General features: G+C 59.2%; 20 protein-coding genes. 19 read left to right on the top strand and 1 reads right to left on the bottom strand.

Translation table 11 applies throughout. From position 1 onward, the window contains the following. Nucleotides 1-105: 105 nt before the first annotated feature. From D3F01_RS02660 to D3F01_RS02610, 12 genes are all read left to right on the top strand, one after another. Nucleotides 106-1,191: a helix-turn-helix domain-containing protein gene (locus tag D3F01_RS02660; protein WP_005932217.1), complete on the top strand. Its 1,086-nt coding sequence runs from the start codon at nucleotides 106-108 to the stop codon at nucleotides 1,189-1,191. Between the two features lie 104 nt (nucleotides 1,192-1,295). Next, complete coding sequence (gene ftsE / locus D3F01_RS02655; RefSeq protein WP_082210781.1) at nucleotides 1,296-2,027, top strand: cell division ATP-binding protein FtsE; 732 nt, start codon at nucleotides 1,296-1,298, stop codon at nucleotides 2,025-2,027. Further along, nucleotides 2,024-2,932 (top strand): permease-like cell division protein FtsX, encoded by a 909-nt coding sequence (locus D3F01_RS02650; protein ID WP_117535064.1) that lies wholly within the window; start codon nucleotides 2,024-2,026, stop codon nucleotides 2,930-2,932. Before ftsE ends, D3F01_RS02650 begins: the two co-directional genes overlap by 4 nt. 18 nt (nucleotides 2,933-2,950) lie before the next feature. Then, the gene (locus tag D3F01_RS02645) at nucleotides 2,951-4,258 is read left to right on the top strand and encodes a M23 family metallopeptidase (protein ID WP_179860368.1); all 1,308 of its coding nucleotides are present in this window, start codon (nucleotides 2,951-2,953) and stop codon (nucleotides 4,256-4,258) included. A gap of 157 nt (nucleotides 4,259-4,415) precedes the next feature. Then, nucleotides 4,416-5,801, top strand: coding sequence for a S41 family peptidase (locus D3F01_RS02640; protein ID WP_242885855.1), 1,386 nt, complete (start codon nucleotides 4,416-4,418; stop codon nucleotides 5,799-5,801). A gap of 166 nt (nucleotides 5,802-5,967) precedes the next feature. Continuing rightward, entirely contained in the window at nucleotides 5,968-6,822 is an 855-nt protein-coding gene (gene rsmA / locus D3F01_RS02635; protein ID WP_242885853.1) for a 16S rRNA (adenine(1518)-N(6)/adenine(1519)-N(6))-dimethyltransferase RsmA, read from the top strand. 452 nt (nucleotides 6,823-7,274) lie between these two features. Continuing rightward, entirely contained in the window at nucleotides 7,275-9,305 is a 2,031-nt protein-coding gene (locus D3F01_RS02630; protein ID WP_242885851.1) for an ABC transporter substrate-binding protein, read from the top strand. 54 nt (nucleotides 9,306-9,359) lie between these two features. Beyond that, nucleotides 9,360-10,118: an ABC transporter permease gene (locus D3F01_RS15920; protein ID WP_278251978.1), complete on the top strand. Its 759-nt coding sequence runs from the start codon at nucleotides 9,360-9,362 to the stop codon at nucleotides 10,116-10,118. Beyond that, the gene (locus D3F01_RS15915; protein ID WP_278251977.1) at nucleotides 10,118-10,312 is read left to right on the top strand and encodes an ABC transporter permease subunit; all 195 of its coding nucleotides are present in this window, start codon (nucleotides 10,118-10,120) and stop codon (nucleotides 10,310-10,312) included. Before D3F01_RS15920 ends, D3F01_RS15915 begins: the two co-directional genes overlap by 1 nt. Next, the gene (locus D3F01_RS02620) at nucleotides 10,312-11,253 is read left to right on the top strand and encodes an ABC transporter permease (protein ID WP_156075013.1); all 942 of its coding nucleotides are present in this window, start codon (nucleotides 10,312-10,314) and stop codon (nucleotides 11,251-11,253) included. The genes D3F01_RS15915 and D3F01_RS02620 overlap by 1 nt, the downstream gene beginning before the upstream one ends. A 22-nt stretch (nucleotides 11,254-11,275) precedes the next feature. Further along, complete coding sequence (locus D3F01_RS02615) at nucleotides 11,276-12,331, top strand: ABC transporter ATP-binding protein (RefSeq protein ID WP_097772386.1); 1,056 nt, start codon at nucleotides 11,276-11,278, stop codon at nucleotides 12,329-12,331. After that, on the top strand, nucleotides 12,324-13,265 hold the full coding sequence (locus tag D3F01_RS02610) for an ATP-binding cassette domain-containing protein (RefSeq protein WP_005932252.1): 942 nt from the start codon (nucleotides 12,324-12,326) through the stop codon (nucleotides 13,263-13,265). The genes D3F01_RS02615 and D3F01_RS02610 overlap by 8 nt, the downstream gene beginning before the upstream one ends. Nucleotides 13,266-13,419: 154 nt before the next feature. Here the strand turns inward: D3F01_RS02610 and D3F01_RS02605 are convergent, their stop codons facing one another. Further along, the gene (locus D3F01_RS02605) at nucleotides 13,420-15,435 is read right to left on the bottom strand and encodes an ABC transporter substrate-binding protein (protein ID WP_242885849.1); all 2,016 of its coding nucleotides are present in this window, start codon (nucleotides 15,433-15,435) and stop codon (nucleotides 13,420-13,422) included. A gap of 360 nt (nucleotides 15,436-15,795) precedes the next feature. On the opposite strand from D3F01_RS02605, the gene D3F01_RS02600 reads away from it, so the two are divergent. The 7 genes from D3F01_RS02600 to D3F01_RS02570 all read left to right on the top strand — a co-directional run bounded on the left by D3F01_RS02600 (nucleotide 15,796) and on the right by D3F01_RS02570 (nucleotide 24,123). Further along, nucleotides 15,796-16,218, top strand: coding sequence for a hypothetical protein (locus tag D3F01_RS02600; RefSeq protein ID WP_156075011.1), 423 nt, complete (start codon nucleotides 15,796-15,798; stop codon nucleotides 16,216-16,218). Nucleotides 16,219-16,230: 12 nt separating this feature from the next. Next, a complete protein-coding gene (locus tag D3F01_RS02595) occupies nucleotides 16,231-18,828 on the top strand; it encodes a TetM/TetW/TetO/TetS family tetracycline resistance ribosomal protection protein (protein ID WP_242885847.1) in 2,598 nt (865 codons plus the stop codon). Between the two features lie 325 nt (nucleotides 18,829-19,153). Then, the gene (locus tag D3F01_RS02590; RefSeq protein WP_242885846.1) at nucleotides 19,154-20,044 is read left to right on the top strand and encodes an NAD(P)H-hydrate dehydratase; all 891 of its coding nucleotides are present in this window, start codon (nucleotides 19,154-19,156) and stop codon (nucleotides 20,042-20,044) included. A gap of 108 nt (nucleotides 20,045-20,152) precedes the next feature. Then, nucleotides 20,153-20,878, top strand: coding sequence for an NAD-dependent protein deacylase (locus D3F01_RS02585; protein ID WP_242885844.1), 726 nt, complete (start codon nucleotides 20,153-20,155; stop codon nucleotides 20,876-20,878). 1 nt (nucleotide 20,879) lies between these two features. Next, nucleotides 20,880-21,842, top strand: a complete 963-nt coding sequence (locus D3F01_RS02580; protein ID WP_117505206.1) for a D-2-hydroxyacid dehydrogenase — start codon at nucleotides 20,880-20,882, stop codon at nucleotides 21,840-21,842. 16 nt (nucleotides 21,843-21,858) lie between these two features. After that, nucleotides 21,859-22,746 carry an aldose 1-epimerase family protein gene (locus tag D3F01_RS02575; RefSeq protein WP_242885842.1) on the top strand — a complete coding sequence of 296 codons (888 nt, stop codon included), beginning with the start codon at nucleotides 21,859-21,861 and terminating at the stop codon, nucleotides 22,744-22,746. A 246-nt stretch (nucleotides 22,747-22,992) separates the two neighbouring features. Beyond that, the gene (locus D3F01_RS02570) at nucleotides 22,993-24,123 is read left to right on the top strand and encodes a sodium ion-translocating decarboxylase subunit beta (RefSeq protein WP_097770615.1); all 1,131 of its coding nucleotides are present in this window, start codon (nucleotides 22,993-22,995) and stop codon (nucleotides 24,121-24,123) included. The last annotated feature ends 6 nt before the right edge of the window (nucleotides 24,124-24,129 follow it).

Below are 24,129 nucleotides of genomic sequence, written 5' to 3'. Positions count from 1 at the left end.
AGTAAATTCTTTTGTGTAAAATAGATAATGTAAAGCGGCGAAATTGTTAAAAACGACAATCTCGCCCCTGCGGCTTGCACAAAAGAGGAAAAGGGGTATCCATTTATGGCCAATAGAGTATTCCAGAGCGTGATCTACCAGATGAAAGACGCCATCGATCGTGTGGTCGGTGTGGTGGATGAGACCGGCGCTGTGATCTCCTGCTCGGAGCTGAACCTGATCGGAGAGGTGCGCGAGGGCTTTATGGCAGAGCGCCTGACGGCCGGTGACCGCTTTGTGCGGGATGGCTACACCTATCAGCAGTTCTCCAGCGCAAAGCATAACGACTATGCCGTGTTTGTGGAAGGCGCGGACGAGACTGCGGGCCAGTTTGCGGCCCTGCTCTCCATCAGCCTGCAGAGCATCAAGCAGTACCACGATGAAAAGTTCGATAAAGCCAACTTTATCAAGAATGTGGTGCTGGACAACATCCTGCCCGGCGATATCTACGCCAAGGCCCGTGAGCTGCACTTTGCCACCGATGTTTCCCGCGTGGTGTTCATTGTGCGCGTGACCTCCGGCGGCGACATCTCCGCTTACGATGTGGTCAGCAGCCTGTTCCCGGACAAGCAGAAGGACTTTGTGTTCAACATCAGCGAGACCGACACCGTGCTGGTCAAGGAGATCCGCAAGGGCATCGACCGCACCGATATGGAGAAGCTGGCTGCCAGCATCGTGGACACCCTGTCCGGTGAGCATTACATCAAGGCTGTGGTCGGCATCGGCACCCCCATCTCCAACGTGAAGGATCTGGCTACCTCCTTCAAGGAAGCCCAGATCGCCATGGAGGTCAGCAAGGTGTTCGACACCGAGAAGCAGATCATCCGCTACGACAACCTTGGCATTGCCCGCCTGATCTACCAGCTGCCCACCACTGTCTGCGAGATGTTCCTGCGCGAGGTGTTCAAGCAGGGCAGCATCGAGAGCCTGGATCAGGAGACCCTGTTCACCATCCAGCGCTTCTTCGAGAACAACCTGAATGTGTCTGAGACCAGCCGCGGCCTGTTTGTCCACCGCAACACGCTGGTGTATCGTCTGGAAAAGATCAAAAAACTGACCGGTCTGGATCTGCGTGAGTTCGACGATGCCATCGTCTTTAAGGTGGCGTTGATGGTCAAGAAGTACCTGTCCAACAACCCGGCCAAATATTAAGCAAACGCTTGCGGCGCAAAGCCGTCGGCGCAGAACCGGCCGCTCGAAACCGATGCTGGCCGGTTCTTTTTGGTTTGGAGAAAATTATTGGGAGCGAAAAATGCATGATAGATTTTGAACACGTTTCAAAGCAGTACAAGCACAACGCAAAGCCTGCCCTGGAGGATGTCAACTTCCATGTGGATGACGGCGAGTTTGTTTTTCTGCTGGGTCACTCAGGCGCGGGCAAATCCACCCTGCTCAAGCTGATCCTGCGCGAGGAGACCCCCACCGAGGGCCGCGTGCTGGTGAACGGGCAGGATGTTGCCCGCCTGCGCCGCCGCAAGATCCCCTACCTGCGCCGTCAGATGGGCATCATCTTTCAGGATTTCCGGCTCATCCCCACCATGACAGTTTACGAGAACATTGCCTTTGCCATGCATGTTACCAACATCGGGCACAAGCAGATCAAGGAGCGCGTGAATTACATGCTGGAGCTTGTCCACCTGGAGGACAAGGCAAAGGTCTACCCCGACCTGCTCTCCGGCGGTGAGCAGCAGCGTGTGGCTGTGGCCCGCGCCCTGGCCCACGCCCCCAAGCTGGTGATTGCGGACGAGCCCACCGGCAACATCGACCCCGAGCTGAGCCTTGAGATGATGGAGCTGCTGGAGCGTGTCAGCGAGATGGGCATCACTGTGCTGGTGGTCACCCATGAGCACGAGCTGGTCCGTCACTTTGACCGCCGTGTGGTCACCCTGTCCGGCGGACACATCATCTCGGATGTGCCCACGGGCTCCATGATCCCCCACCCACCCGTAGACCCGAAGGAACTGGAAATGGAGGTGTCGCTGGTATGATGAAGCCTTCTACGTTCGGTTTCCTTGTGGTGCGCGGCGTGCGCAACCTGGGCAAGCACTGGGCCATGACCATTGCCTGCATCGCCTCCCTGAGCGTCTGTATGACCCTGAACACCTTTGCCACGCTGGCGGAAGTCAATGTGAACAGCATGGTGAACTATCTGGGCCAGCAGAACGAGATGGTGGTCTATGTGGACCCCGAAGCCGACGATGCCACCATCCAGTCGGTAGGGGAGCGCATCACTGCCACCCCGGGCGTGAGCCGGGTGCAGTACATGTCCAAGGAGGATGTGCTCAACCAGTACCGTGGGTACATGGCGGATTACGCCGTCCTGCTGGACGAATTTGAGAATGATAACCCCTTCAAGGCCAACTACCGTGTCTCTCTGGCAGACCTGAGCCAGATGCAGACCATGAGCCAGAACTTCCAGAGCATCCCGGGCGTGTACAGCGTTACCGCCCCCATTGAGATGACCCAGACCTTTGTGGAGGTCCAGCGGGCTGTGACCAAGGTGGGCCAGATCGTGATCCTGGTGTTGATGGCGGTCAGCATCATCACGGTGGGCAGCACCATCCGCCTGAGCGTTTTTGCCCGCCGCCGTGAGATCGAGATCATGAAGTATGTGGGCGCGACCAACCACCTTGTCACCCTGCCCTTTTTTGTGGAGGGCCTGACCATGGGCCTGATCTCTGGTGCCATCACCTCGGTAGCCGGTATCTTCGGCTATGCCTACATCGTGCAGGCCTCCAGCACGCTGGGCGGGTTGTGGCAGCTGCTCATGGGCACCGCCATGGTGCCTGTGGATGCCGTCTGGCCCACCATCCTGACGTACAGTCTGGCCGGTGGTGCGCTGGTGGGTGCGCTGGGCAGCATGTTCTCCATCCGCAAGCATCTGAATGTGTAAGCGAAAGGAGCCTTCTCTGTGAAACAAGCAAAACACTCTGCGGGCTTCCGCCTGCACCTCATGTATACCCCCACCCACGCAAAACCCGCCCCCGGGCACAGCCGGGCCATGCGCGCCGCCAGCCTGTTTCTGGCAGCGGCCTGCCTGCTGCTGAGCGTTTCGGTCTACCCGGCCACGGCGGCTACCAGCATGTCCAGCCTGCAGAACAAGCTGGATAAGCTCTCCCAGTCCATTGTACAGCACAAAAAGGAACTGTCCAATGCAAAAAAGAAGGAGCAGGCCGCCAAGGCGCTGGAATCGGAGCTGAAGGAAAAGGTCACGGTGGTCCAGAGCCAGATCAGCGTGCTGAAGGGCCAGATCGCCGAGGTGCAGAACAGCATCGGCCTGAAGGAACAGGAGATCGCCGCCAAGGAGCAGCAGATCACCGAAAAAGAAGCGGAGATCGCCGACCAGTGGGGGGATTTCAAGCAGCACATGGCCGCCATGCAGGAGCTGCGGGACGGCGGCAGCGTTGCCATGCTGTCTGCGGTGAACGACCTGTATGAACTGCTGACCTTCAACGAGGTCATGCAGGACATCTCCATCAAGGACACCGAGATCCTGGACAACATGAAGAACGCCAAGGAAGCGCTGGAAAGCGATAAGCTGACGCTGGAATCCCAGCGCAGCGAGCTGCAAAGCAAAAAGGCAGATCTGGATGCCCAGAACAGCCAGATGCGTGCCAAGCAGAACGAGCTCAACTCCAGCGTGGCCGCCGCCCAGATGAGCGCTGCCGAGGCGCAGCAGGCCCAGAAGGACGCGCAGGCCGCCATTGAATCGGACGAGATGAACTATGAGGCCGTCAAGAAGCAGATCCAGAAGATGATCGCCGCGGCCGCTGCCTCCAAGCCCACCCTGAGCTTTACCGGCTTCATCTGCCCGCTCAAGAGCTATAGCCGCATTTCCAGTGAGTACGGCTGGCGCAAGAACCCCGTTACGGGGGTCAACAAGCTCCACGCCGGTACCGACTTTGCCGCCCCGGGCGGCACGCCCATCTATGCAGCCGCCAGCGGCTATGTGCAGGTGGCGGGCTGGTCCAGCGGCGGCTACGGCAACTATGTCATCATCTACCACGGCAAAATGTCCGATGGCAACCAGTACAGCACCCTGTACGGCCACATGCGGTCGGTCGCCACCTCGGCGGGCAAGTATGTCCAGCAGGGCGAGATCATCGGTTATGTGGGCAGCACGGGCAACTCTACCGGCAACCACCTCCATCTGGAGGTCTGGAAGGGCGGCTCCAAGGCCAATGCCGTCAACCCCCGTGGTTATATCCCCATGAAATAATCTGCATTGTATCAAAGGAGGCCGTCAGGGCTTATGAAGGAAGAAAAACGCAAGCGCATCCTGCGCGTGGGCTGTCTGATCCTGGCAGGGATCTTTGCACTTTCCATGCTGGGCAGCGTGGTTATGATGCTGCTGGTCTGACAGAGGAGGGAAGAAGATGAACCGTAAGATATCGGTCGGCATGGCGGTCAGCATTGTCATCCTGGCCATGACCGTTACCTTTTCCATTACCATGCTGGTGGCGATGCGCCTGTTTGACCGCACCGTTTCCAGCGTGAAGGAAAAGGAAAGCATGTACAACAAGATCGCTGAGGTGGACCGCTATGTCCGCAGCAACGATTACTATCCCATTGATGAGACCACCCTCTACGACCGCCTGACGGCTGGCTACCTGCTGGGCACCGGCGACAAGTACGCCCGCTATTTCAGCGCCACCGCCTATACGGAGCTGATGAACACCCAGAACGGCACCCTGATCGGCATTGGCGTGGAGCTGGCTGTGGATCAGTCCGGCTATGCCAAGGTTATCAAGGTCTACGATGAATCCCCCGCCAAGGAGGCCGGCATTCAGGTCGGAAACTACATCACCGCTGTGGACGGCACCGATGTCAAGAGCATGAGCAGCGTGGATGCCATCCAGACCCGCCTGCGCGGCGAGAGCGGCACCACCGTCAATGTGACCTGGCTGGACAGCGAGGCCGCCGAGCACACCGCTGACCTGACCCACTCCGGCTACAGCTCCACCACCGTGGATTACCAGATGGTGCAGGGCAATGTGGGCTACATCCGGATCCGCCAGTTTGATTCCACCACCCCCAGCGAGCTGGATTACGCCATCCGCAGCCTGAGCGCCAACGGCGCGGGCAGCCTGGTGTTTGACCTGCGCGATAACGGCGGCGGCCTGCTGGACGATGCCATCCAGTGCATCGACCTGATCGCCCCGGAGGGCACGCTGGCCTTTGCTGAGGACAAGAACGGCACCCAGACCCTGCTGGGCACCAGCACCAGCGAGTCCCAGATCGGCCTGCCCGTGGTCTGCCTGGTCAACGGAAGCACTGCCAGCGCGGCGGAGCTCTTTGCCAGCAGCCTGCGCACCCTGAATGGTGCCCGTCTGGTGGGCACCACCACGCAGGGCAAGGGCACCATCCAGAGCAGCCCCCAGCGCCTGTCCGATGGCAGTGCTGTGGTGGTCACCGTGGCAAAGCTGGTCTGCGGCGACGGCAGCTGCTTTGACGGCACCGGCCTGACCGTGGATGTGGAGCGCCCCCTGACTGCGGACGAGCAGATCGCATACTATGATTACACTGTGGAGAACGATCCCCAGATCCAGCGTGCCGTGAGCACTGCCCAGCAGATGAGCGGCACCACCACCGTGAGCGGTGTCAACGAGGCGGCTTCCAGTGAAGCTGCCGACAGCGCCGCCGCTGAGAGCGTGGCGGAAGGGGACGCTGAGGCTGCATCTGCCGGGAGCACCCCGGCAGAGACCGCGCCCGCCGAAAGTGAAGCAGCAGGGGAGAGCACTGCATCCAGTAGTCAAGAATAAGAGAACAACCCTCTCCGTCAGCGCTGACGCGCTGCCACCTCTCCCGAAGGGCGAGGTCTTGGCAATTCATGCAAAGTTTGCGGTTTTGTCAAAAGCTCCCCCTTTGGGGGAGCTGGCGAGCGAAGCGAGACTGAGAGGGTTATTTTGGAAAAGAAAGGATAGAGCCATGCCCGAACTGACCGACCTGTCTTATGTGCGCGCCCTGTGCGAAAAATATGATTTTGCCCTTTCCAAGGGCTTTGGCCAGAACTTCATCGTCAACCCAGGCCTTCCCCCCAAGATCGTGGATGCCAGCGGTGTGGACAAGCGCTACGGCGTGCTCGAGATCGGCCCCGGCATCGGCGTGCTGACCCGAGAGCTGGCAAAGCGGGCGGCAAAGGTGGTCTCCATCGAGGTGGACGAGCGTCTGCCGCCCCTGCTGGCCGAGACCATGGCCGGTGTGGACAATTTCAAGCTGGTCCTGCAGGATGTGCTCAAGGTAGACCTGAAAGCCCTGATCGCGCAGGAGTTCCCCGGGATGCCGGTGGCGGTCTGCGCCAACCTGCCCTACTATATTACAAGCCCCATTGTGATGAAGCTGCTGGGTGATCGCCTGCCCATCGAGAGCCTGACTGTGATGGTGCAGAAGGAAGCTGCCGATCGTCTGGCCGCTGCCCCGGGTACCCGGGCCTCCAGCGCCATCAGCTGTGCGGTGAGCTATTACGCGACCTCTAAGATGATGTTCACCGCCGCCCCGGGCAGCTTTTACCCGGCCCCCAAGGTGACCAGCGCTGTGGTGCGGATGGAGATCCGCCCCACCCCCGCCGTGCAGGTGGAGGATGAGGCGAGCTACTTTGCCCTTGTCCGCGCGGCCTTTGGCCAGCGGCGCAAAACTGCCGCCAATGCCATTGCCAGCGGCCTGGGGATGCCCAAGGATGCCGTGACCGCTGCCATTGAAGCCGCCGGTTTCGATGCCCGCATCCGTCCTGAGGCCCTGACGCTGGAGGATTTTGCAAAGATCCAGAGCGCACTGGCACGGTGACTTGTTTTAATAATTCGGTTTTCCAAAAGCAGGGGCTCTTCGCAAAGCGTGGAGCGCCTGCTCTTTTAGAATATAAAGCAGAAAATACGGTGTCCTTTTGACAAGAACAATTCCGGTTGTTTTGTCCGCAGCATTGTCTGTTAAATTTCCTGCACGCTTTACCATGCAAAAGCAAATATATTTCATCGTTTTTGTGTAGCAGACTTTGCTTTTTGAAGAAAAAGCTGTGTGTGCTCCATTGACATCTTTTTATTTCAATGGTACAATATATGACGTGTTAAGGTTTTGCGGGAGGAGCACAGGTGCAGACAGAGGGGTCTGTTTCTGCGCTCTTTTGTATTCCCTGGCAATACAGGATTCAAAAAACCTCCGCAGAATAGTGGGAAAACAGCAGGACATCCCGCCCTGCACCATGCACTGAAGCACGGAATTATTATAGGGAGGAAAACACAATGAACAACAACTACGAGTCTCATGCAATCAGCCGCCGCAGCTTTCTGAAGGCTTCCGGTGTCGTTGGTGCCGCCGGCATTCTGGCCGCCTGCGGCGGCAACTCTGGCAGCAGCTCCACCGCTGCTTCCTCTGGTGCTACCAGCGCTCCCAACACCACTGGCGCTACCCCGCTGAAGGAGTTTATCTCCTGGGAGAGCACCAAACGTGAGCTGGAGAGCTGGAACATGCTGTACAGTCAGATGGCTTCCGACATGAATGTCACCACCAACCTGTGGGAAGGCCTGCTGAGCTTTGACTGCTACGGCAAGGCCGTGCCTTCCGTGGCCAAGGAGTGGAGCCACAATGAGGACTCTTCCGTTTGGACCTTCAACCTCCGTGACGATGTGGACTGGGTGGATGTCAACGGCGAAGTCAAGGCTCACCTGACCAGCAAGGACTTCCTCGTGGGTCTGGAGTGGGTGCTGAACGCAGCCAAGAACCAGGCCAACAACACCTCCATGCCCAACGAGACCCTGACCGGTGCTGCTGATTACTATCAGAAGACCAGCGATATGGGCGATGCTGCTGCCGACCTGACCTACCAGGATATGCTGGACGCAGGCGTGGGCGTTGAGGCTCCGGATGACTACACCCTGGTCTTCACCTGCAAGGATCCCTGCCCCTACTTCGATACCGTTGCTGCCTACACCAGCTTCTACCCTGCCTCTGAGGATCTGATCAACGAGCTGGGCGTTGAGGGCTTCCGTGCCTGCGACTACACCAACATGTGGTACAATGGTCCCTATGTGGTGGAGGAGTTCATCAGCCAGAACACCAAGAGCTACATCCCCAACCCCAACTACTTTGGTGCAAACGATGTGTCCCGCTTCGACCGCTTCACCGTTACCATGATCAGCGACCAAACTGTTACCTTCCAGCTGTACCAGAACCGTGAGCTGGACGAGATGGATGTGGGCGAGAGCACCCTGACCACCATCCAGGCTGATCCCAACAGCGAGTACAATCAGCAGCTGTGCGAGAAGCGCCCCAAGAAGTTCAGCTACCAGATGCACTTCAACTATCAGAAGAACAACGAGGACGGCACCCCCGACGACAACTGGAACAAGGCCATTGCCAACACTGCTTTCCGTCAGTGCTTCTACAAGGGCCTGGAGATGACCAACTGGTATGCACGTACCAACAAGATCAACCCCCTGAAGTGCGAGAACGACTACTACACCATGCCCGGTGTCTGCTACAACACCCAGGGCCAGGAGTACTCCACCCTGGTTGCCAAGGAGATGGGCTTCGACAAGGAAGCATACGATGGCAAGACCATGATCCGTCTGCGCGCCAACAACGGCGACATCGCTGACCTGAAGAAGCAGGCCATGGACGAGCTGAGCGCCATCGGCGTCACCTTCCCTGTCCACGCTGCTTACTACATCATCGCCGGTTCCACCTCCGATCTGGATAACGCTACTGTCCTGAAGCAGTGCTTCACCGACAGCTTCGGCGATGACTTCATCGTGCTGGACATCAAGACTTTCGTCTCCTCCATCACCCAGGAAGTCCGTAATCCTCAGCTGCAGAGCTTCGTCATCAACGGCTGGGGCGCTGACTACGGCGATCCCGTCAACTTCGTTGGTCAGGAGATCCTGCACGACGATAACGCTTACTACAGCTGGTACTACTCCAACATCGCCAAGGTCGTCGAGGCCGGCCCCGCTGACTGGCAGAAGGATCTGGTGGCCTGCTACGAGGAGTTCACTGATCTGGTCAATACCGCAAAGGCCATCGTCGATGATACCGATGCCCGCTACGCTGCCTTCGCAAAGGCTGAGGCCAGCATGCTGAACAACGTTCTGGCCTGCCCCTGCTACTTCGAAGTTTCCTGGACTCTGACCCACGCCAACGAGTACAGCAAGATCAACGCTATGTATGGTCCCTGCAACTACAAGGCTGTCAACTGGGAGACCAGCGAAGAGGCTTACACCACCGCACAGTACGAGGAGTTCGCCGCTGCATTCGACGCAGCTACCAAGGCTTAAGTTCCCCGTTTCCCCGCCCGAAAGGGTAGAAATAAAAGTTAAGGGTTCGATAACATGTTAAAATACACGGTTAAGCGGCTGCTCCAGTCGCTTGTCACAATCTTTCTGATCGCAACAGCAGTTTTCCTGATGATGCGCTGCCTGCCGACGGACTACTACTTCACTGAGGAACAGCTCATGAAGTTTACCGATCAGCAGAAGACCGCCGCTCTGGAAGCAGCTGGCCTGACCGATCCCATCCCCACCCAGCTGGTCAAGTTCTATAACAACCTGCTGCATCTGGATTTCGGCACTTCCCGCCGCATCCAGAACGGTGCCCCGGTGGTCAAGGTCATTGGTAAAAAGTTTGGTGTCTCCATGCGTCTGGGCCTCACGGCGTCCGCCATCTCTCTGGTGGTCGGTGTGCTGATGGGCATCCTGCAGGCGGCATTCAAGGACAAGGTATTCGACTGGATCGGCACGGCCTACACCGTGTTCGTCAACGCGGTCCCGTCGCTGGTGTCGTATTCTCTGGTGCTGGTCTTTGGTTCCAAGTACCTGGGATTCCCCACGCTGTATTCCACCCGCAATGTGAGTGCTTCCAGCGTGCTGCCCATCACCTGCCTTTCGCTGGCATCCATTGCAGGCTATGCCCTGTGGACCCGCCGCTACATGGTGGATGAGCTGACCCGCGACTATATCAAGCTGGCCCGTGTCAAGGGCCTGAGCTCCCGCGAGATCATGTTCAAGCATGTTCTGCGCAACGCCATGGTCCCCATGGTGCAGTATATCCCCCAGTCCATCCTGCTGACGGTGGGCGGCTCCCTGCGCTGATGGAACGGTTCTTCTCCGTTCCCGGCATGGGCCCCCTGCTGACGGATGCCATCCAGCGCTATGACCTGAATGTCGTTCAGACCCTGGTCATCCTCTACGCCGTGCTGGGCATCGTGGGCGTGTTCCTGGGCGATGTGCTGATGATGGTGGTTGACCCCCGTATTACTCTGACCGGAAAGGAGGAGGCTCGCTGATGGCTAAGGCATCGGATTTTGAGGGCAAGAAGCCCGAAGAACTGTTCTACTTTGTGGATTATTCCCCGGAAGAAGCTGAACGCATCGGCTACTCCAACTATTCCTACTGGGGTTCTGTCATCCAGAACTTCTTCAAGCAGAAGGTCGCTGTCTTCTGCCTGATCCTGTTCCTGGCGCTGACGGTGTTCTCCTTCATTGCGCTGAGCGTTGGCAAGTATCACTTCACCAGCCTGGTCTCTGATTCCAGCAAGGCTTTCATCAGGCCCAACAGTGAGTACTGGTTCGGTACCGACAACCTGGGCCGTGACTACTGGTGCCAGGTGTGGTACGCCACCCAGGTGTCCATCCGTCTGGCTCTGGTGGTCGCCGTGGGCGAGAGCATCGTGGGCGTGATCTTCGGCCTGATCTGGGGCTATGTGCGCAGCCTGGACCGCTTCTTCACGGAGCTGTACAACCTGATCGACAACGTGCCCTATATCATCTATATGACCCTGATCGCCCTGATGGTGGGCCAGAGCTTCTGGATCATGGCCATCTCCATGATCGCCATCAACTGGCTTTCCATGGCACGCCGTGTCCGCAACATGGTGTTCATGTTCCGTGACCGCGAGTACAACCTTGCGTCCCGCTGCCTGGGCACCCCGCTGTGGCGCGTGCTGACCAAGAATATCCTGCCGTATCTGGTCTCCGTTATCATCCTGCGTATGGCACTGTCCATTCCGGGCACCATCAATCTGGAATCCACGCTGTCCTACCTGGGCCTGGGCCTGGGCATCGACACGCCTTCTCTGGGCCTGATCCTGAGCAAGGTGCGCGGCTTCTTCCTGGATTATCCGTACCTGCTGGTTTTCCCTGCATCCATCGTGTCCATCATTTCCATTTCTTTCTATATCATGGGCAACGCTTTGTCGGATGCGGCTGATCCGCGCAACCACGTTTGATAGATTGGAGAGAGAGACGTAAATGGATAGACAACCGATTATCTCTGCCAAAGACGTGGAGATCACTTTCAGCCTGCGCGGCCGCAAGCTGAACGCCATCCGCAAGTGCTCGCTGGATCTGTACGAAGGCGAGACCCTTGCCATCGTGGGCGAGTCCGGCTCGGGCAAGTCCGTATTCACCAAGACCTTTGTGGGTATGCTGGATGCCAACGGTAAGATCACCGGCGGCTCCATCATGTTTGAAGGCCGCGATATGACCAAGTTCACCGAGAAGGATTGGCTGGGTGTCCGCGGCAAGAAGATCGCCATGGTCATGCAGGATCCTATGACCAGCCTGAACCCGCTGAAGAAGATCGGCAAGCAGATCCAGGAGAGCATTGAGCATCACCAGGGTCTGAAGGGTGAGGAAGCCAAAAAGGCTGCCATCGAGATGCTGGGCAAGGTGGGTATCCCCGACCCCGAGCGTCGGTACGAGCAGTACCCCCACGAGTTCTCCGGCGGTATGCGTCAGCGTGTCGTCATTGCCATTGCAGCGGCCTGCCGCCCGCAGATCCTGATCTGCGACGAGCCCACCACTGCACTGGACGTGACCATTCAGGCACAGATCCTGCAGCTGATCCGCGACCTGCAGAAGGAGCTGGGCATGTCCGTTATCTACATCACCCATGACCTGGGCGTTGTGGCAAACGTGGCAGACCGTGTGGCCGTGATGTATGCCGGCCAGATCGTGGAATACGGCACCGTGGAGGAAATCTTTTACGACGCATGGCACCCCTACACCTGGGCTCTGCTGCAGGCTCTGCCGCAGCTGGGCACCAAGGGTGAGGCCCTGCCCAGCGTGGATGGTACTCCCCCGAACCTGTTCAATGAGATCAAGGGTGACGCATTTGCGCCCCGCAACAAGCATGCGCTGGCAATCGACTTTGTGCAAGAGCCTCCGTTCTTCCAGGTGTCCGAGACCCACGCCGCAAAGACATGGTATCTGGACCCGCGCGCTCCCAAGATCGAGCGGCCGCACTCCATCCAGAACCTGCGTGAGAAAATGGGAAAGATGGGAGGCGCCAACTTAAATGGCTGAACGCGAAAAGCTGATTGAGCTGAAAGACCTTCAGATCACCTTTGGCTCCGGTAAGAAGAAATTTGTTGCTGTCGATCATGTCAACTTTGACATCTATAAGGGCGAGACCTTCTCGCTGGTCGGCGAGTCCGGCTCCGGCAAGACCACCATTGGCCGTGCCATCTGCCGCATCAACCCGACCTCCGGCGGCGACATCTTCTTCAAGGGCCAGAAGATCAACGGCAAGATCTCCAAGGAACTGGACAAAGAGGTCATCCGTAAGATCCAGATGATCTTCCAGGACCCCATGGCTTCGCTGAACGAGCGCGCCAAGGTGGAGTATATCATTGCCGAGGGCCTGCTGAACCATCATCTCTACAAGGATCAGGAAGATCTGCACGAAAAGGTGATGAACGCCCTGCATGAAGTCGGCCTGCTGCCGGAGTTTGCCTCCCGCTTCCCCCACGAGTTCTCGGGCGGCCAGCGCCAGCGCATCGGCATTGCCCGTGCTCTGGTCATGGAGCCGGAGTTCATCGTGGCCGATGAGCCCATCTCCGCACTGGATGTCTCCATCCGTGCACAGGTGCTGAACCTGCTGAACGAGATGAAGAAGAGCCGCGGCCTGACCTACCTGTTCATTGCACATGACCTGTCGGTGGTCCGGTTCATCTCGGATCGTATCGCCGTTATCAGCAAGGGCCGCATCGTGGAGCTGGCTGAGGCGGAGGAGCTGTTCCTCCATCCGCTGCATCCCTACACCAAAGCTCTGCTGAGCGCGGTTCCCATCCCTGACCCCAGCCTTGAAAAGCACAAGAAGCTGCTGGTCTATGACCCCTCGATCCACGATTACAGCGTGGACAAGCCGGTCTGGGAAGAAATCGCAAACGGCCACTTTGTGTATGGCAACCAGCGTGAGCTGGAAGGCTACCGCAAGGAGTATGAAAGCCAGCTGTAAGCTGAACCGCTTTCCTGTATTTTAACACAATGACCCCGCCGCGCTGGGAGCTTTCCCGCGCGGCGGGGTTTTGTGCTGCCATGGAGAGAAAAAAGAACCGGACGCTTTAAAAACGTCCGGTTCTGCTTTTGCGATTGGTTATTGGTCCACTCGATCAGGCCTGAGCGGCTGCGTCAAATGCAGCGGCAAACGCATCGTACTGTTCGGTGGTGTAGGCCTCCTCGCTGGTCTCCCAGTTCACAGCCTTGTAGTTGCAGGGACCATACATTGCGTTGATCTTGCTGTACTCGTTGGCGTGGGTCAGGCACCAGGTGATATCGTAGACGGTGGGGAAGATCAGGTTCTCGTCCAGGAAGTAGGCCTCGGCCTTGGCAAATGCTGCGTAGCGTGCATCGGTGTCGTCAACAATGGCACGGGCCTCGTTCACCAGATCGGTGAACTTCTCATAGGCAGCCACCAGCTCGGTCTGGTAGCTGGCGGGACCATTGTTCACAATGCTTGCAATGTTGGTCATGTTGCAGCTGTAGTAAGCGTTTTCATCGTGAATGATGATCTGGGTCAGGAAGTTGATGGGATCACCGAAGTCAGCGCCCCAGCCCATGTGGGTGAAGCTCTGCAGCTTGGGAGCCACGACTTCCTTCATGGTGGAGGACACGAAGGTGTTGACATCCAGCACGATGAAGTCATCGCCGAAGCTGTCGGTGAAGCACTGCTTCAGGACGGTGGCGTGGTCCAGAGCGGAGGTGGAGCCGGCCAGAATGTAGTAGGAGCAGTGGACAGGGAAGGTGACACCAATGGCGCTCAGCTCTTCCATGGCCTGCTTCTTCAGCTCGGTGATGTCGCCGTTGTTGGCGCGCAGACGCTTCATGGTCTTGCCATCGTAAGCCTCGCCGTCCAGACCCATCTCCTTGGCCACCAGGTTGGTGTAGTCGGTGCCGTCAGAGGTGTAGCACAGGCCCTTCATGGTGAAGAAGTCGTTCTCACACTTCAGGGGATTGATGGGGTTATAACGGGCGAAGAACTTGTTCAGCACCATGCCCTTGGAGAAGCACTGACGGAACGCCTTGTTGGCAATGGCCTTGTTCCAGTTCTCATCGGGGGTGCCATCGGTGTTCATTTTGTCGTAGTTGAAGATGAAGCAGTAGCTGAACTTCTTGGCACGCTTCTCGCACAGCTGCTGATTGTACTCGTTGGAAGGGTCGGACTGAATGGTGGTGATGCTGCTCTCGCCCAGATCCACCTCGTCCAGCTCGCGGTTCTGATACAGCTGCAGGCTGATGGCACCGTCGCTGATCATGGTGACAGTGAAACGCTCAAAGCGGCTGACGTTGGCAGCATCGTAGTAGTTGGGGTTGGGGATGTAGCTCTTGGTGTTGCCCTGGATGTACTCCTCCACCATATAGGGTCCGTTGTACCACATGGTGGTGTTGTCGCAGCCACGGAAGCCATCGATACCCAGCTCCTCGATCAGAGCGGGAGCCACGGGGTAGAAGCTGGTGTAGGCAGCAACGGTATCAAAGTAGGGGCAGGCGTTGGGGCAGGTGAACACCAGAGTGTAATCATCCGGAGCTTCGATGCCCACACCGGCAGCGAGCATGTCCTCATAGGTCATGTCAGCGGCAGCGTCACCGGCTTCCTTGGTCAGCTGGTAGTACTCGTAAGCACCCACAATGGTGTCGTTGGGCATGGAGGTGTTGTTGGCCTCGTTCTTGATGGCGTTCATCACCCATTCAAAGCCAACCAGGAAGTCCTTGCTGGTCAGGTGAGCCTTCACCTCACCGTTGCAATCCACCCAGTCCACGTCGTCCCGCAGGTGGAAGGTCCAGACGGTGGCATCCTCATTGTGCTCCCAGCTGGAAGCGATGGCGGGCACCACCTTGCCGTAGCAGTCAAAGCTCAGCAGGCCGTCCCACAGGTTGGTGACCACGTTGGCATCCTCAGCCCTCTGGCTGTACAGCATGTTCCAGCTTTCCAGCTCACGGTTGCCGCTCTCAAAGGAGATGAACTCCTTCAGGGGGGTAGCGCCGGTGGAGTTGGGGGCAGCAGCACCGCTGGCGGCAGCGCCATTGCCGGTGTTGTTGGACTTTTCGCCGCAGGCTGCCAGCAGGCTGGCGGCACCCACAGCACCTGCACCCTTCAGGAAGGTGCGGCGATCAAAATTGAAGCTCATTGGATGATCCTCCCAGATCTTGCGCGGACAGAGCCGCGCGTTTTTCCTTTTCCTAAATGCAGTGAGGCTGTCTGCCTTTCCAAAAAGTGCACAGGAAAGACAAAAGTCGCACCGCTGTATATTTTAGCACTTTACTGGAAAGAAGTCAATCCGCCGCAGCACTGAATTGGAAACAAAACGGTGACAAACACTTTCGTGGGAAAAGAATATGGAAAAAATTACTATAAAATGGAAAGAACTGTATATCTATGAAGGACAGGCAAAAGAGAGAAACTGTTCACGCCGTGCGCACAAAACAGCTATCTTTTTTCACAAAAACATGATACAATAAAGTGTATCTGTATCAATAAGGAGCGCACCATGAAGAAACTGACCTCGATGTACAAACGCTACATGTTCCACCCCATTTTATATAAGACCGTGACCCGCACCTCCATTGTGGCCGTGCTGATGCTGCTGTGGCAGCGCTATGTCAGCGATGGCACGTTTACCATCTGGGAGGCCCCGGGCTTTCTGTGCGGCGTGGTGCTGCTCATCTGGGCCTGGGTGGACTACCTGCGGCTGGATGGCGTGACCATCCACCATCTGCTGGAGGAATTCAAGGGGATGGGCAAGCGGCAGAAAAAGGTCCATTCCACCCGCTCCATCATCGACTATGCGGATGAGAAGATCGTCTCCTTTGAGGAGCTGGAACCCGAGGAGCGCACCTATTGCAGCCTGCTCTCCAATCTGGTGCTGGGCCTGCCGCTGGTTGCTGCTGCGCTGATCGCCAGCGTGCTGTAAGGGGGCCGCGGCATGGAACAAGAGCACAAGCAGCTGGTCATCGGCATTCTGGCCCATGTGGACAGCGGCAAGACCACCCTTTCCGAGGCCCTGCTCTACGGCACCGGCACCATCCGCAAGCTGGGCCGGGTGGACCATAAGGATGCTTTTCTGGACACCGATGCGCTGGAAAAGGCGCGCGGCATTACCATTTTCTCCAAGCAGGCCCTCTTCACGGCGGGCAATACCGATTTTACCCTGCTGGACACCCCGGGCCATGTGGATTTTTCCACGGAGACCGAGCGGACACTGCAGGTGCTGGATTATGCGGTGCTGGTCATCAGCGGCACCGACGGCGTGCAGAGCCATACCGAGACGCTCTGGCGGCTGCTGCGGCGGTACCGCATCCCCACCTTTGTGTTCGTGAACAAGATGGACCTGCCCGGCCCGGGCAGGGAAGCGCTTCTGACCCAGCTGAACCGTCGGCTGGGGGATGGCTTTGTGGATTTTGGGGCAGAGCAGGCTGACCGGGACGAGGCGCTGGCTCTCTGCGATGAGCGGCTGATGGAGACAATGCTGGACCGGGGAATCCTGACCGATACCGACCTCATCCCCGCCATTGCCCGGCGGCATGTGTTTCCCTGCTGGTTTGGCTCAGCCCTGAAGCTGCAGGGTGTGGATGCGCTGGTAGAGGGCCTTGACCGCTATACCCGCCCGGCCCCCGCGCTGGAAGCCTTCGGGGCCAAGGTGTTCAAGGTGAGCCAGGATGAGCAGGGAAACCGCCTGACCTGGCTGCGGGTGACCGGCGGCGCGCTCAAGGTGAAAGCCCAGCTCACCGGAGAAGCCGACGGGGAGCCATGGGCCGAAAAGGCCAACCAGCTGCGGCTCTACTCCGGCGCAAAGTTTACGCTGGCGGAGTGCATCGGCCCCGGCCAGGTGTGCGCTGTTACCGGCCTGACCAGAGCCCGCCCGGGCGAGGGTCTGGGGGCGGAACGGGACAGTGACCTGCCGGTGCTGGAGCCGGTTCTGAGCTATCAGGTGCTGCTGCCCGAGGGCGCGGATGTGCACGCCGCGCTGGGAAAGCTCCATCGGCTGGAAGAGGAGGAGCCCCAGCTCCATGTGGTCTGGAACGAGACCCTGGGCGAGATCCATGTCCAGCTGATGGGCGAGATCCAGCTGGAGGTGCTGAAAAGCCTGCTGGCCGAGCGGTACGGGCTGGAGGTCAGCTTCGGTCCCGGCGGCATCCTGTATAAGGAGACCATCACCGAAGCCATGGAGGGCGTGGGCCACTACGAGCCCCTGCGCCACTATGCGGAAGTCCACCTCAAGCTGGAGCCGCTGCCCCGGGGCAGCGGAATGCAGTTTGCCGCCGACTGCCGGGAAGAGGTGCTGGACAAGAACTGGCAGCGGCTGGTGCTGACGCATCTTGAGGAAAAGCAGCATCTGGGCGTGCTCATCGGGGCACCTCTGACCGATGTGAAGATCACCCTCATTGCGGGCCGCGCCCACCTCAAGCACACCGAGGGCGGCGACTTCCGGCAGGCGACCTACCGCGCCGTCCGGCAGGGCCTGATGATGGCAGACCAGATCCACAAGACCCAGCTGCTGGAGCCGTGGTATGCCTTCCGGCTGGAGCTGCCCTCTGACAACGTGGGCCGCGCCATGAACGATATCCAGAACATGGGCGGCAGCTTTGACCCGCCCGAGACCGGCGCTGACGGGGATACCACCCTGCTCACCGGCACGGCACCAGCCTCCACCATGCGCAGCTACCCCATGGAGGTGGTGGGCTACACCCGGGGCAGGGGACACCTGACCCTGACGCTGGACGGCTACCGTCCCTGCCACAATGCAGCGGAGGTCATCGAGGCCGCGGGCTATGAGCCGGAACACGACCTCGACAACCCGGCGGATTCGGTGTTCTGCGCCCACGGAGCCGGATTTGTGGTGCCCTGGGAGCAGGTGCGCAGCCACATGCATGTGGACAGCGGCTGGGGCAAGACTGCAAAGACCGAGGAAACGGTGCAGGCCCGTCCCCGCCGGATGGCCGCCTATCGTGCTACTTTGGAAGAGGATGCCGAGCTGTTGAAGATCTTTGAGCAGACCTATGGGCCCATTAAGCGGGATCCGCTGGCGGCGTTCCGCCCCACCCAGAAGCGGGAACGCCCTGATTTCAACGCCGAGCAGTGGGAGATCCAGCCCGAATACCTGCTGGTGGATGGCTACAACATCATCTTTGCATGGGACGAGCTGAACGCACTCTCCAAAGAGAGCCTGGAAGCGGCCCGCCACAGGCTGATGGACATCCTCTGCAACTATCAGGGCTTTAAGAAGTGCGTGCTCATCCTTGTGTTTGATGCCTACCGTGTGCCGGGCAGCCCCGGCAGCATAGAGCAGTACCACAATATCCATGTGGTCTACACCCGGGAAGCCGAGACCGCCGATATGTTCATCGAGCGTGTCACCCATGAGATCGGCAAGGGCCGCCGCGTCCGCGTGGCCACCTCCGATGGCATGGAACAGGTCATCATCCTGGGCCATGGTGCCCTCCGTGTCTCTGCCCGCATGTTCCATGAAGAGGTGCAGGAGGCAGAGAAGGAGATCCGGAGGTATTTGCAGGGAACGGATTAAACCCCACCGTCATCCCTGCGGGATGCCACCGCCCCTAATAGGGGCGGCCTTGGCAAAGAGGGCGAGTTTTACGAAATGCCAAGGGCCCCCCTACTAGTGGGGGCTGTCGCCGCAGGCGACTGGGGGGTTCGCCCCAACAACTCCTCCCTGTTTCCGCCACTGGCGGCGGTCGTCGTTGTTGCCCTAATAGGGGCGGCCTTGGCAAAGAGGACGAGCTTTACGCCATGCCAAGGGCCCCCCTACTAGTGGGGGCTGTCGCCGCAGGCGACTGGGGGGTTGAGCCGCAAGCCCGACTGAGAGGTTGTATGAAAGGGTGCGTGATAAAATGACAATAACTTCCGATTTTGTCTGGCAGGCCATCCAGCCCCGCCCCCGGGACGCGCATAAAGGAACCTTTGGTTCCGTGCTGGCGGTGGCGGGCAGTGCGTCCTACCGGGGCGCGGCGGCGCTGGCCGTGGAAGGTGCCCTGCGCACCGGAGCCGGTATCGTTACGCTGGCAAGTGTGGAGCCGGTGCTGGCGGCTGTGGCCGCCCGCCTGCCCGAGTGCTGTCTCTGCCCCTGCGAAGCGGGGGCAGAGGGTGGCATCTCGCCCCAAAATATTGAGCATATCCGGCGGCAGAGGGCTTCGGTCCTGTTGGTTGGCCCCGGGCTGGGTTATACGGCCCAGAGCGCGGCCCGTGCTGCCGAGACCCGGGCGCTGGTAAAAACGCTCCTGCCCGGTTTTTCCGGCAGTGCAGTGCTGGATGCGGACGGCCTGAACGCCGCCGCTGACCTGCTCCAAACGGAAAAAATGCCTCACCCTCAAGGAGAACTGATTTTAACGCCCCACCCCGGCGAGATGGCCCGGCTGACGAGACTTTCCTCTTCTGAAATTTCAATGGATAGAAAAGAAATCGCAATTCAATTCGCGAAAGCATGGAATGCTGTGGTGGTGCTGAAGGGGGCGCACACCGTCATTGCAGGGCCGGATGGCCGCTGCGCGGTCAATCCCACCGGCAACCCGGGGCTTTCCCGGGGCGGCAGCGGGGATGTGCTGGCGGGCATGACCAGTGCCCTGCTGGCCTGCGGCCTGCCTGCCTTTGAAGCTGCGGCCTGCGCCGTTTATCTCCATGGTGCGGCTGCCGACCGTGCTGCTGCCCTGCACGGGGAAACCGGGATGCTCCCGCATGATCTGCTGGATGCACTGGGGACCCTGTTTGCCGAAAACGGGCGCTGAGCAAGGGGACGATCCCATCAAAAAAGAAACGCTTCCTTTCCGCTGGATTTGTGTTATACTGGAGCTATCCAAAACACAACGATCTGCCGGAAAGGAAGCGTTTCTTTTATGGTTCCTGCACTGGAAAAAATCATTGCCGAGAGCGACCGCATCGTCTTTTTTGGCGGCGCGGGGGTCTCCACCGAAAGCGGCATCCCCGATTTCCGCAGCGTGGACGGCCTGTACCACCAGAAGTACGATTACCCGCCCGAGACCATCCTGAGCCACACCTTCTGGGAGGAGAACCCCGAGGAGTTCTACCGGTTCTACCGGGATAAGCTCATTGTGAAGGGGGCAAAGCCCAACGCTGCCCACCTGCGGCTGGCAAAGCTGGAGCGGGAGGGCAGGCTGAAGGCCATCGTCACCCAGAACATCGACGGCCTGCATCAGGCGGCAGGTTCCAAGACCGTTTACGAGCTCCACGGCAGCACCCTGCGCAACTACTGCGTGAAGTGCGGCGCGTTCTACGATGTGGACTTCATTGCCAACAGCACCGGCGTGCCCCGCTGCCCCAAGTGCGGCGGCATCGTCAAGCCGGATGTCGTTCTGTACGAGGAAGGGCTGGACGAGGAAGTGCTCTCCGGGGCCGTGTCTGCCATCCGCAAGGCGGATACTCTCATCATCGGCGGCACCAGTCTGGTGGTCTACCCGGCGGCGGGGCTTATCCGGTACTTCCGGGGCCGCCATCTGGTGGTCATCAACATGCAGCCCACCGGGGCCGATGCGCAGGCCGACCTGTGCATTGTAAAGCCCATCGGTCAGGTGCTGAGCGAGGACGTATTGTTGGAGGACTGAGATGAAAGCTGTCATTCTGGAAAGCTATGTCATGGAGGAAGGCGACCTCGACTGGTCGGGGGTAAAGGCGCTGGTGCCCGATACCGTCAGTTATGTCCGCACGACCTACGAGGAGATCGCCCCCCGCATCGGTGATGCGGACATCGTTCTGCTGAACAAGTGCCGCATGGATGAGGAGATCTTACAGCAGTGCCCGAACCTGAAATGGGTGGGCATCATTGCCACGGGCACCGACAACCTGGATCTGGAAGCCTGCCGCCGCCACGGCGTTGCAGTGGCCAATGTGCCGGGCTATTCTACCTACAGCGTGGCCCAGATGACCTTCAGCCTGCTGCTGGCCATCTGCCAGTGCGCGGAGCGCTACAACCGTGCCGTCAAGCAGGGATGCTGGCAGCTGGATATCCCGGAGAGCATCGGCCTGCTGCCCCAGATGGAGCTCTACGGCAAGACCTATGGCGTTTACGGCTATGGCAGCATCGGGCGGCAGTCAGCCCGCATTGCCAGAGCCTTTGGCATGGAGGTGCTGGTCTGCACCCGCACCGTCCGGCCCGAATATGCCGCCGACGGTGTGGAGTTCGTAGATTATGATACCCTGCTGAGGCGGTGCGATATCCTCAGCCTGCACTGCCCGGCTACACCCCAGACCCGGGGCCTTGTCAACGCGGAGGCGCTGGCGAAGATGAAGCCCGGGGCCATTCTGCTCAACACGGCCCGGGGCGCGCTGGTGGATGAGGAGGCCGTGGCAGCGGCTCTCCACAGCGGCCAGCTGGGCTTTTACGGGGCCGATGCCTTTGTCACCGAGCCTCTGCCTCAGGAAAGCCCCCTGCGGGCAGAACCCCACGCTATCCTCACACCGCACATTGCGTGGACGACCCGGGAGGCTTTGCAGAACCTGATGGACATTACCACCCGGAACCTGCGCACCTGGCTGGAAGGAAACGGCGAGCACATCGTCAACAGATAAAAAGGAGAGATGAATCATGCAGGCAACCATTCACAACGAATTCCTGACCCTGACCGTGGATACCCATGGTGCCGAAGCAGTCAGCCTGAAAAATGCCGCCGGGCAGGAGATGCTCTGGCAGGCCGACCCGGCTGTCTGGAAGCGCCACGCCCCCATCCTTTTCCCCTGGACGGGCAAGCTGACCGGCGGGGCCTTTACCCATAAGGGCAAGACCTACCCCGGCGGGCAGCACGGCTTTGCCCGGGACGTGGAGCACACCCTGCTCTGCGCCGAGGGCGACACCATCCGGCTGGAGCTGCGCTCGGATGAAAAGAGCAAGGCAGAGCGCTTCCCGTTTGATTTTGTTCTGACCAGCACCTTCCGGCTGGAGGGCAGGACGGTGCACCACACCCTGACCGTCACCAACCCCGCCGATGCCGCCGAGGAGCTGCAGTTCGGCATCGGCTACCACCCGGCGTTCCGCATCCCCTTTGATGACAAGCACACCACCACCGATTACGAGTTCCGCTTCGACCAGCCGGAGAGCCCGATGATCCTGGACGCTTACCCCAACGGTCTGCTGACCGGCAAGTGCGGTTACCGGTGGAAGAATGAGCAGAGCATCCCCCTGACAGACGATCTGTTTGAGAACGACAGCTTCTGCATGGCCGGTCTGCGCAGCCGTACGCTGGGCATCTACGAAAAGGACACCGGCAAGGGGATCGTCTGCAATGTGGAGGGCTACCCCTACACCCTCATCTGGTCGGCTCCGGCAAAGCCTGTGCGCTTTGTCTGCATTGAGCCGTGGCACTCCCTGCCCGGTGCCCAGACCGATACCCAGGAGTGGAGCCGGCGCGCCGCTGCCGCCTGCCTTGCCCCCGGCCAGTCCTGGGAGACCACCCTCAGCACAACGTTTGAGCGCTGAAAGCAAAGTTTGGCAAAGAAATGCAGGAACCCCTTGACAGAGGGGACTGCATTCTGATTTAATTAGAATCGATAAAAGGGAGTAAAGGGCATTCCGCAGGGCCTGCGGGGTGCTGCATGGCAGCGTCATCACGGCAGAAATGCCCGATGTCATGTGTTGGCTTGAGACTTTTGTCACAGACAGAGTGCTGTGGCAGGGGTCTCTTTTTTCTTGCCCGGCACCGGAACACAAGGAGGAAAAATAAATATGGATCTTCTGAACACATTCGCCAGTCTCTTTTCCAATTTTGGAAATCTGACCTGGCAGATGGTGGTAATGTGGGGCATCGGTGCACTGCTCATCTACCTTGCCATCGCCAAAAAGATGGAGCCGAGCCTGCTGCTGCCCATGGGCTTTGGTGCCATTCTGGTCAACCTGCCTCTCTCGGGTGCCATCACGCAGGGGGATACGGTGGGCCCCATCTCTGCATTGTTTGAAGCGGGCATGTCCAACGAGCTGTTCCCGCTGCTGCTCTTCATCGGCATCGGTGCCATGATCGATTTTGGCCCGCTGCTGGAAAAGCCGTGGCTGATGCTCTTTGGCGCGGCGGCCCAGTTCGGCATCTTCTTTACCCTGTTTCTGGCGGGCTTCTTCTTTGACCTGAAGGATGCTGCCTCCATCGCTGTCATCGGTGCGGCGGACGGCCCCACCGCCATTTTCGTGGCCAACACGCTCAACTCCCAGTACCTCGGTGCCATCATGGTGGCGGCCTACAGCTACATGGCGCTGGTGCCCATCGTGCAGCCGCCCGTGATCCGGCTGCTGACCACGCAGAAGGAGCGCCGCATCCGGATGTCCTATGAAAAGGGCAGTGTTTCCCAGCTGACCAAGATCCTGTTCCCCATCGTGGTCACGATCATTGCAGGCATGGTGGCTCCGGCCAGTGTGGCGCTGGTGGGCTTTTTGATGTTCGGCAACCTGCTGCGGGAGTGCGGGGTGCTGAATGCGCTGAGCGAAACCGCCCAGAATGTGCTGGCAAACCTCATCACCATCGTGCTGGGCCTGACCGTTGCCGGGCAGATGACCGCCGACAAGTTCGTGCGGCCCGACACCCTGCTCATCCTTGCACTGGGTCTGGTGGCCTTCGTCTTTGATACGGCAGGCGGCGTGCTGTTTGCAAAGCTGCTGAACCTTTTCCGGCCGGAGGGCAAAAAGCTGAATCCCATGATCGGCGCGGCCGGCATCTCGGCCTTCCCCATGAGCGGCCGTGTGGTCAACAAGATGGGCCTGGAAGAGGACAACCAGAATTTCCTGCTGATGTATTCCATCAGCGTCAATGTTTCGGGACAGATCGCGTCCGTCATTGCAGGCGGCCTGATCCTGACCCTGATGGCTTAACGGAGG

It is taken from the genome of Faecalibacterium sp. BCRC 81149, from assembly GCF_022750605.1.
In the GTDB taxonomy this organism is placed as follows: Bacteria; Bacillota; Clostridia; order Oscillospirales; family Ruminococcaceae; genus Faecalibacterium; species Faecalibacterium duncaniae.
The sequence above is the reverse complement of the archived record's forward strand: the minus strand, read 5'-3'. Positions and strand labels throughout refer to the sequence as shown.

What these genes read in the sequence shown, in the direction of transcription:
- D3F01_RS15915 (WP_278251977.1), top strand. Translation starts at nt 10,118, where the DNA reads ATGGAACGGTTCTTCTCCGTTCCCGGCATGGGCCCCCTGCTGACGGAT.
- D3F01_RS02585 (WP_242885844.1), top strand. Translation starts at nt 20,153, where the DNA reads ATGGTTCCTGCACTGGAAAAAATCATTGCCGAGAGCGACCGCATCGTC.
- D3F01_RS02570 (WP_097770615.1), top strand. Translation starts at nt 22,993, where the DNA reads ATGGATCTTCTGAACACATTCGCCAGTCTCTTTTCCAATTTTGGAAAT.
- D3F01_RS02615 (WP_097772386.1), top strand. Translation starts at nt 11,276, where the DNA reads ATGGATAGACAACCGATTATCTCTGCCAAAGACGTGGAGATCACTTTC.
- D3F01_RS02595 (WP_242885847.1), top strand. Translation starts at nt 16,231, where the DNA reads ATGGAACAAGAGCACAAGCAGCTGGTCATCGGCATTCTGGCCCATGTG.
- D3F01_RS02650 (WP_117535064.1), top strand. Translation starts at nt 2,024, where the DNA reads ATGATGAAGCCTTCTACGTTCGGTTTCCTTGTGGTGCGCGGCGTGCGC.
- D3F01_RS02580 (WP_117505206.1), top strand. Translation starts at nt 20,880, where the DNA reads ATGAAAGCTGTCATTCTGGAAAGCTATGTCATGGAGGAAGGCGACCTC.
- ftsE (WP_082210781.1), top strand. Translation starts at nt 1,296, where the DNA reads ATGATAGATTTTGAACACGTTTCAAAGCAGTACAAGCACAACGCAAAG.
- D3F01_RS02660 (WP_005932217.1), top strand. Translation starts at nt 106, where the DNA reads ATGGCCAATAGAGTATTCCAGAGCGTGATCTACCAGATGAAAGACGCC.
- D3F01_RS02630 (WP_242885851.1), top strand. Translation starts at nt 7,275, where the DNA reads ATGAACAACAACTACGAGTCTCATGCAATCAGCCGCCGCAGCTTTCTG.
- D3F01_RS02640 (WP_242885855.1), top strand. Translation starts at nt 4,416, where the DNA reads ATGAACCGTAAGATATCGGTCGGCATGGCGGTCAGCATTGTCATCCTG.
- D3F01_RS02605 (WP_242885849.1), bottom strand. Translation starts at nt 15,435, where the DNA reads ATGAGCTTCAATTTTGATCGCCGCACCTTCCTGAAGGGTGCAGGTGCT.
- D3F01_RS02575 (WP_242885842.1), top strand. Translation starts at nt 21,859, where the DNA reads ATGCAGGCAACCATTCACAACGAATTCCTGACCCTGACCGTGGATACC.
- rsmA (WP_242885853.1), top strand. Translation starts at nt 5,968, where the DNA reads ATGCCCGAACTGACCGACCTGTCTTATGTGCGCGCCCTGTGCGAAAAA.
- D3F01_RS02620 (WP_156075013.1), top strand. Translation starts at nt 10,312, where the DNA reads ATGGCTAAGGCATCGGATTTTGAGGGCAAGAAGCCCGAAGAACTGTTC.
- D3F01_RS02610 (WP_005932252.1), top strand. Translation starts at nt 12,324, where the DNA reads ATGGCTGAACGCGAAAAGCTGATTGAGCTGAAAGACCTTCAGATCACC.
- D3F01_RS02590 (WP_242885846.1), top strand. Translation starts at nt 19,154, where the DNA reads ATGACAATAACTTCCGATTTTGTCTGGCAGGCCATCCAGCCCCGCCCC.
- D3F01_RS15920 (WP_278251978.1), top strand. Translation starts at nt 9,360, where the DNA reads ATGTTAAAATACACGGTTAAGCGGCTGCTCCAGTCGCTTGTCACAATC.
- D3F01_RS02600 (WP_156075011.1), top strand. Translation starts at nt 15,796, where the DNA reads ATGAAGAAACTGACCTCGATGTACAAACGCTACATGTTCCACCCCATT.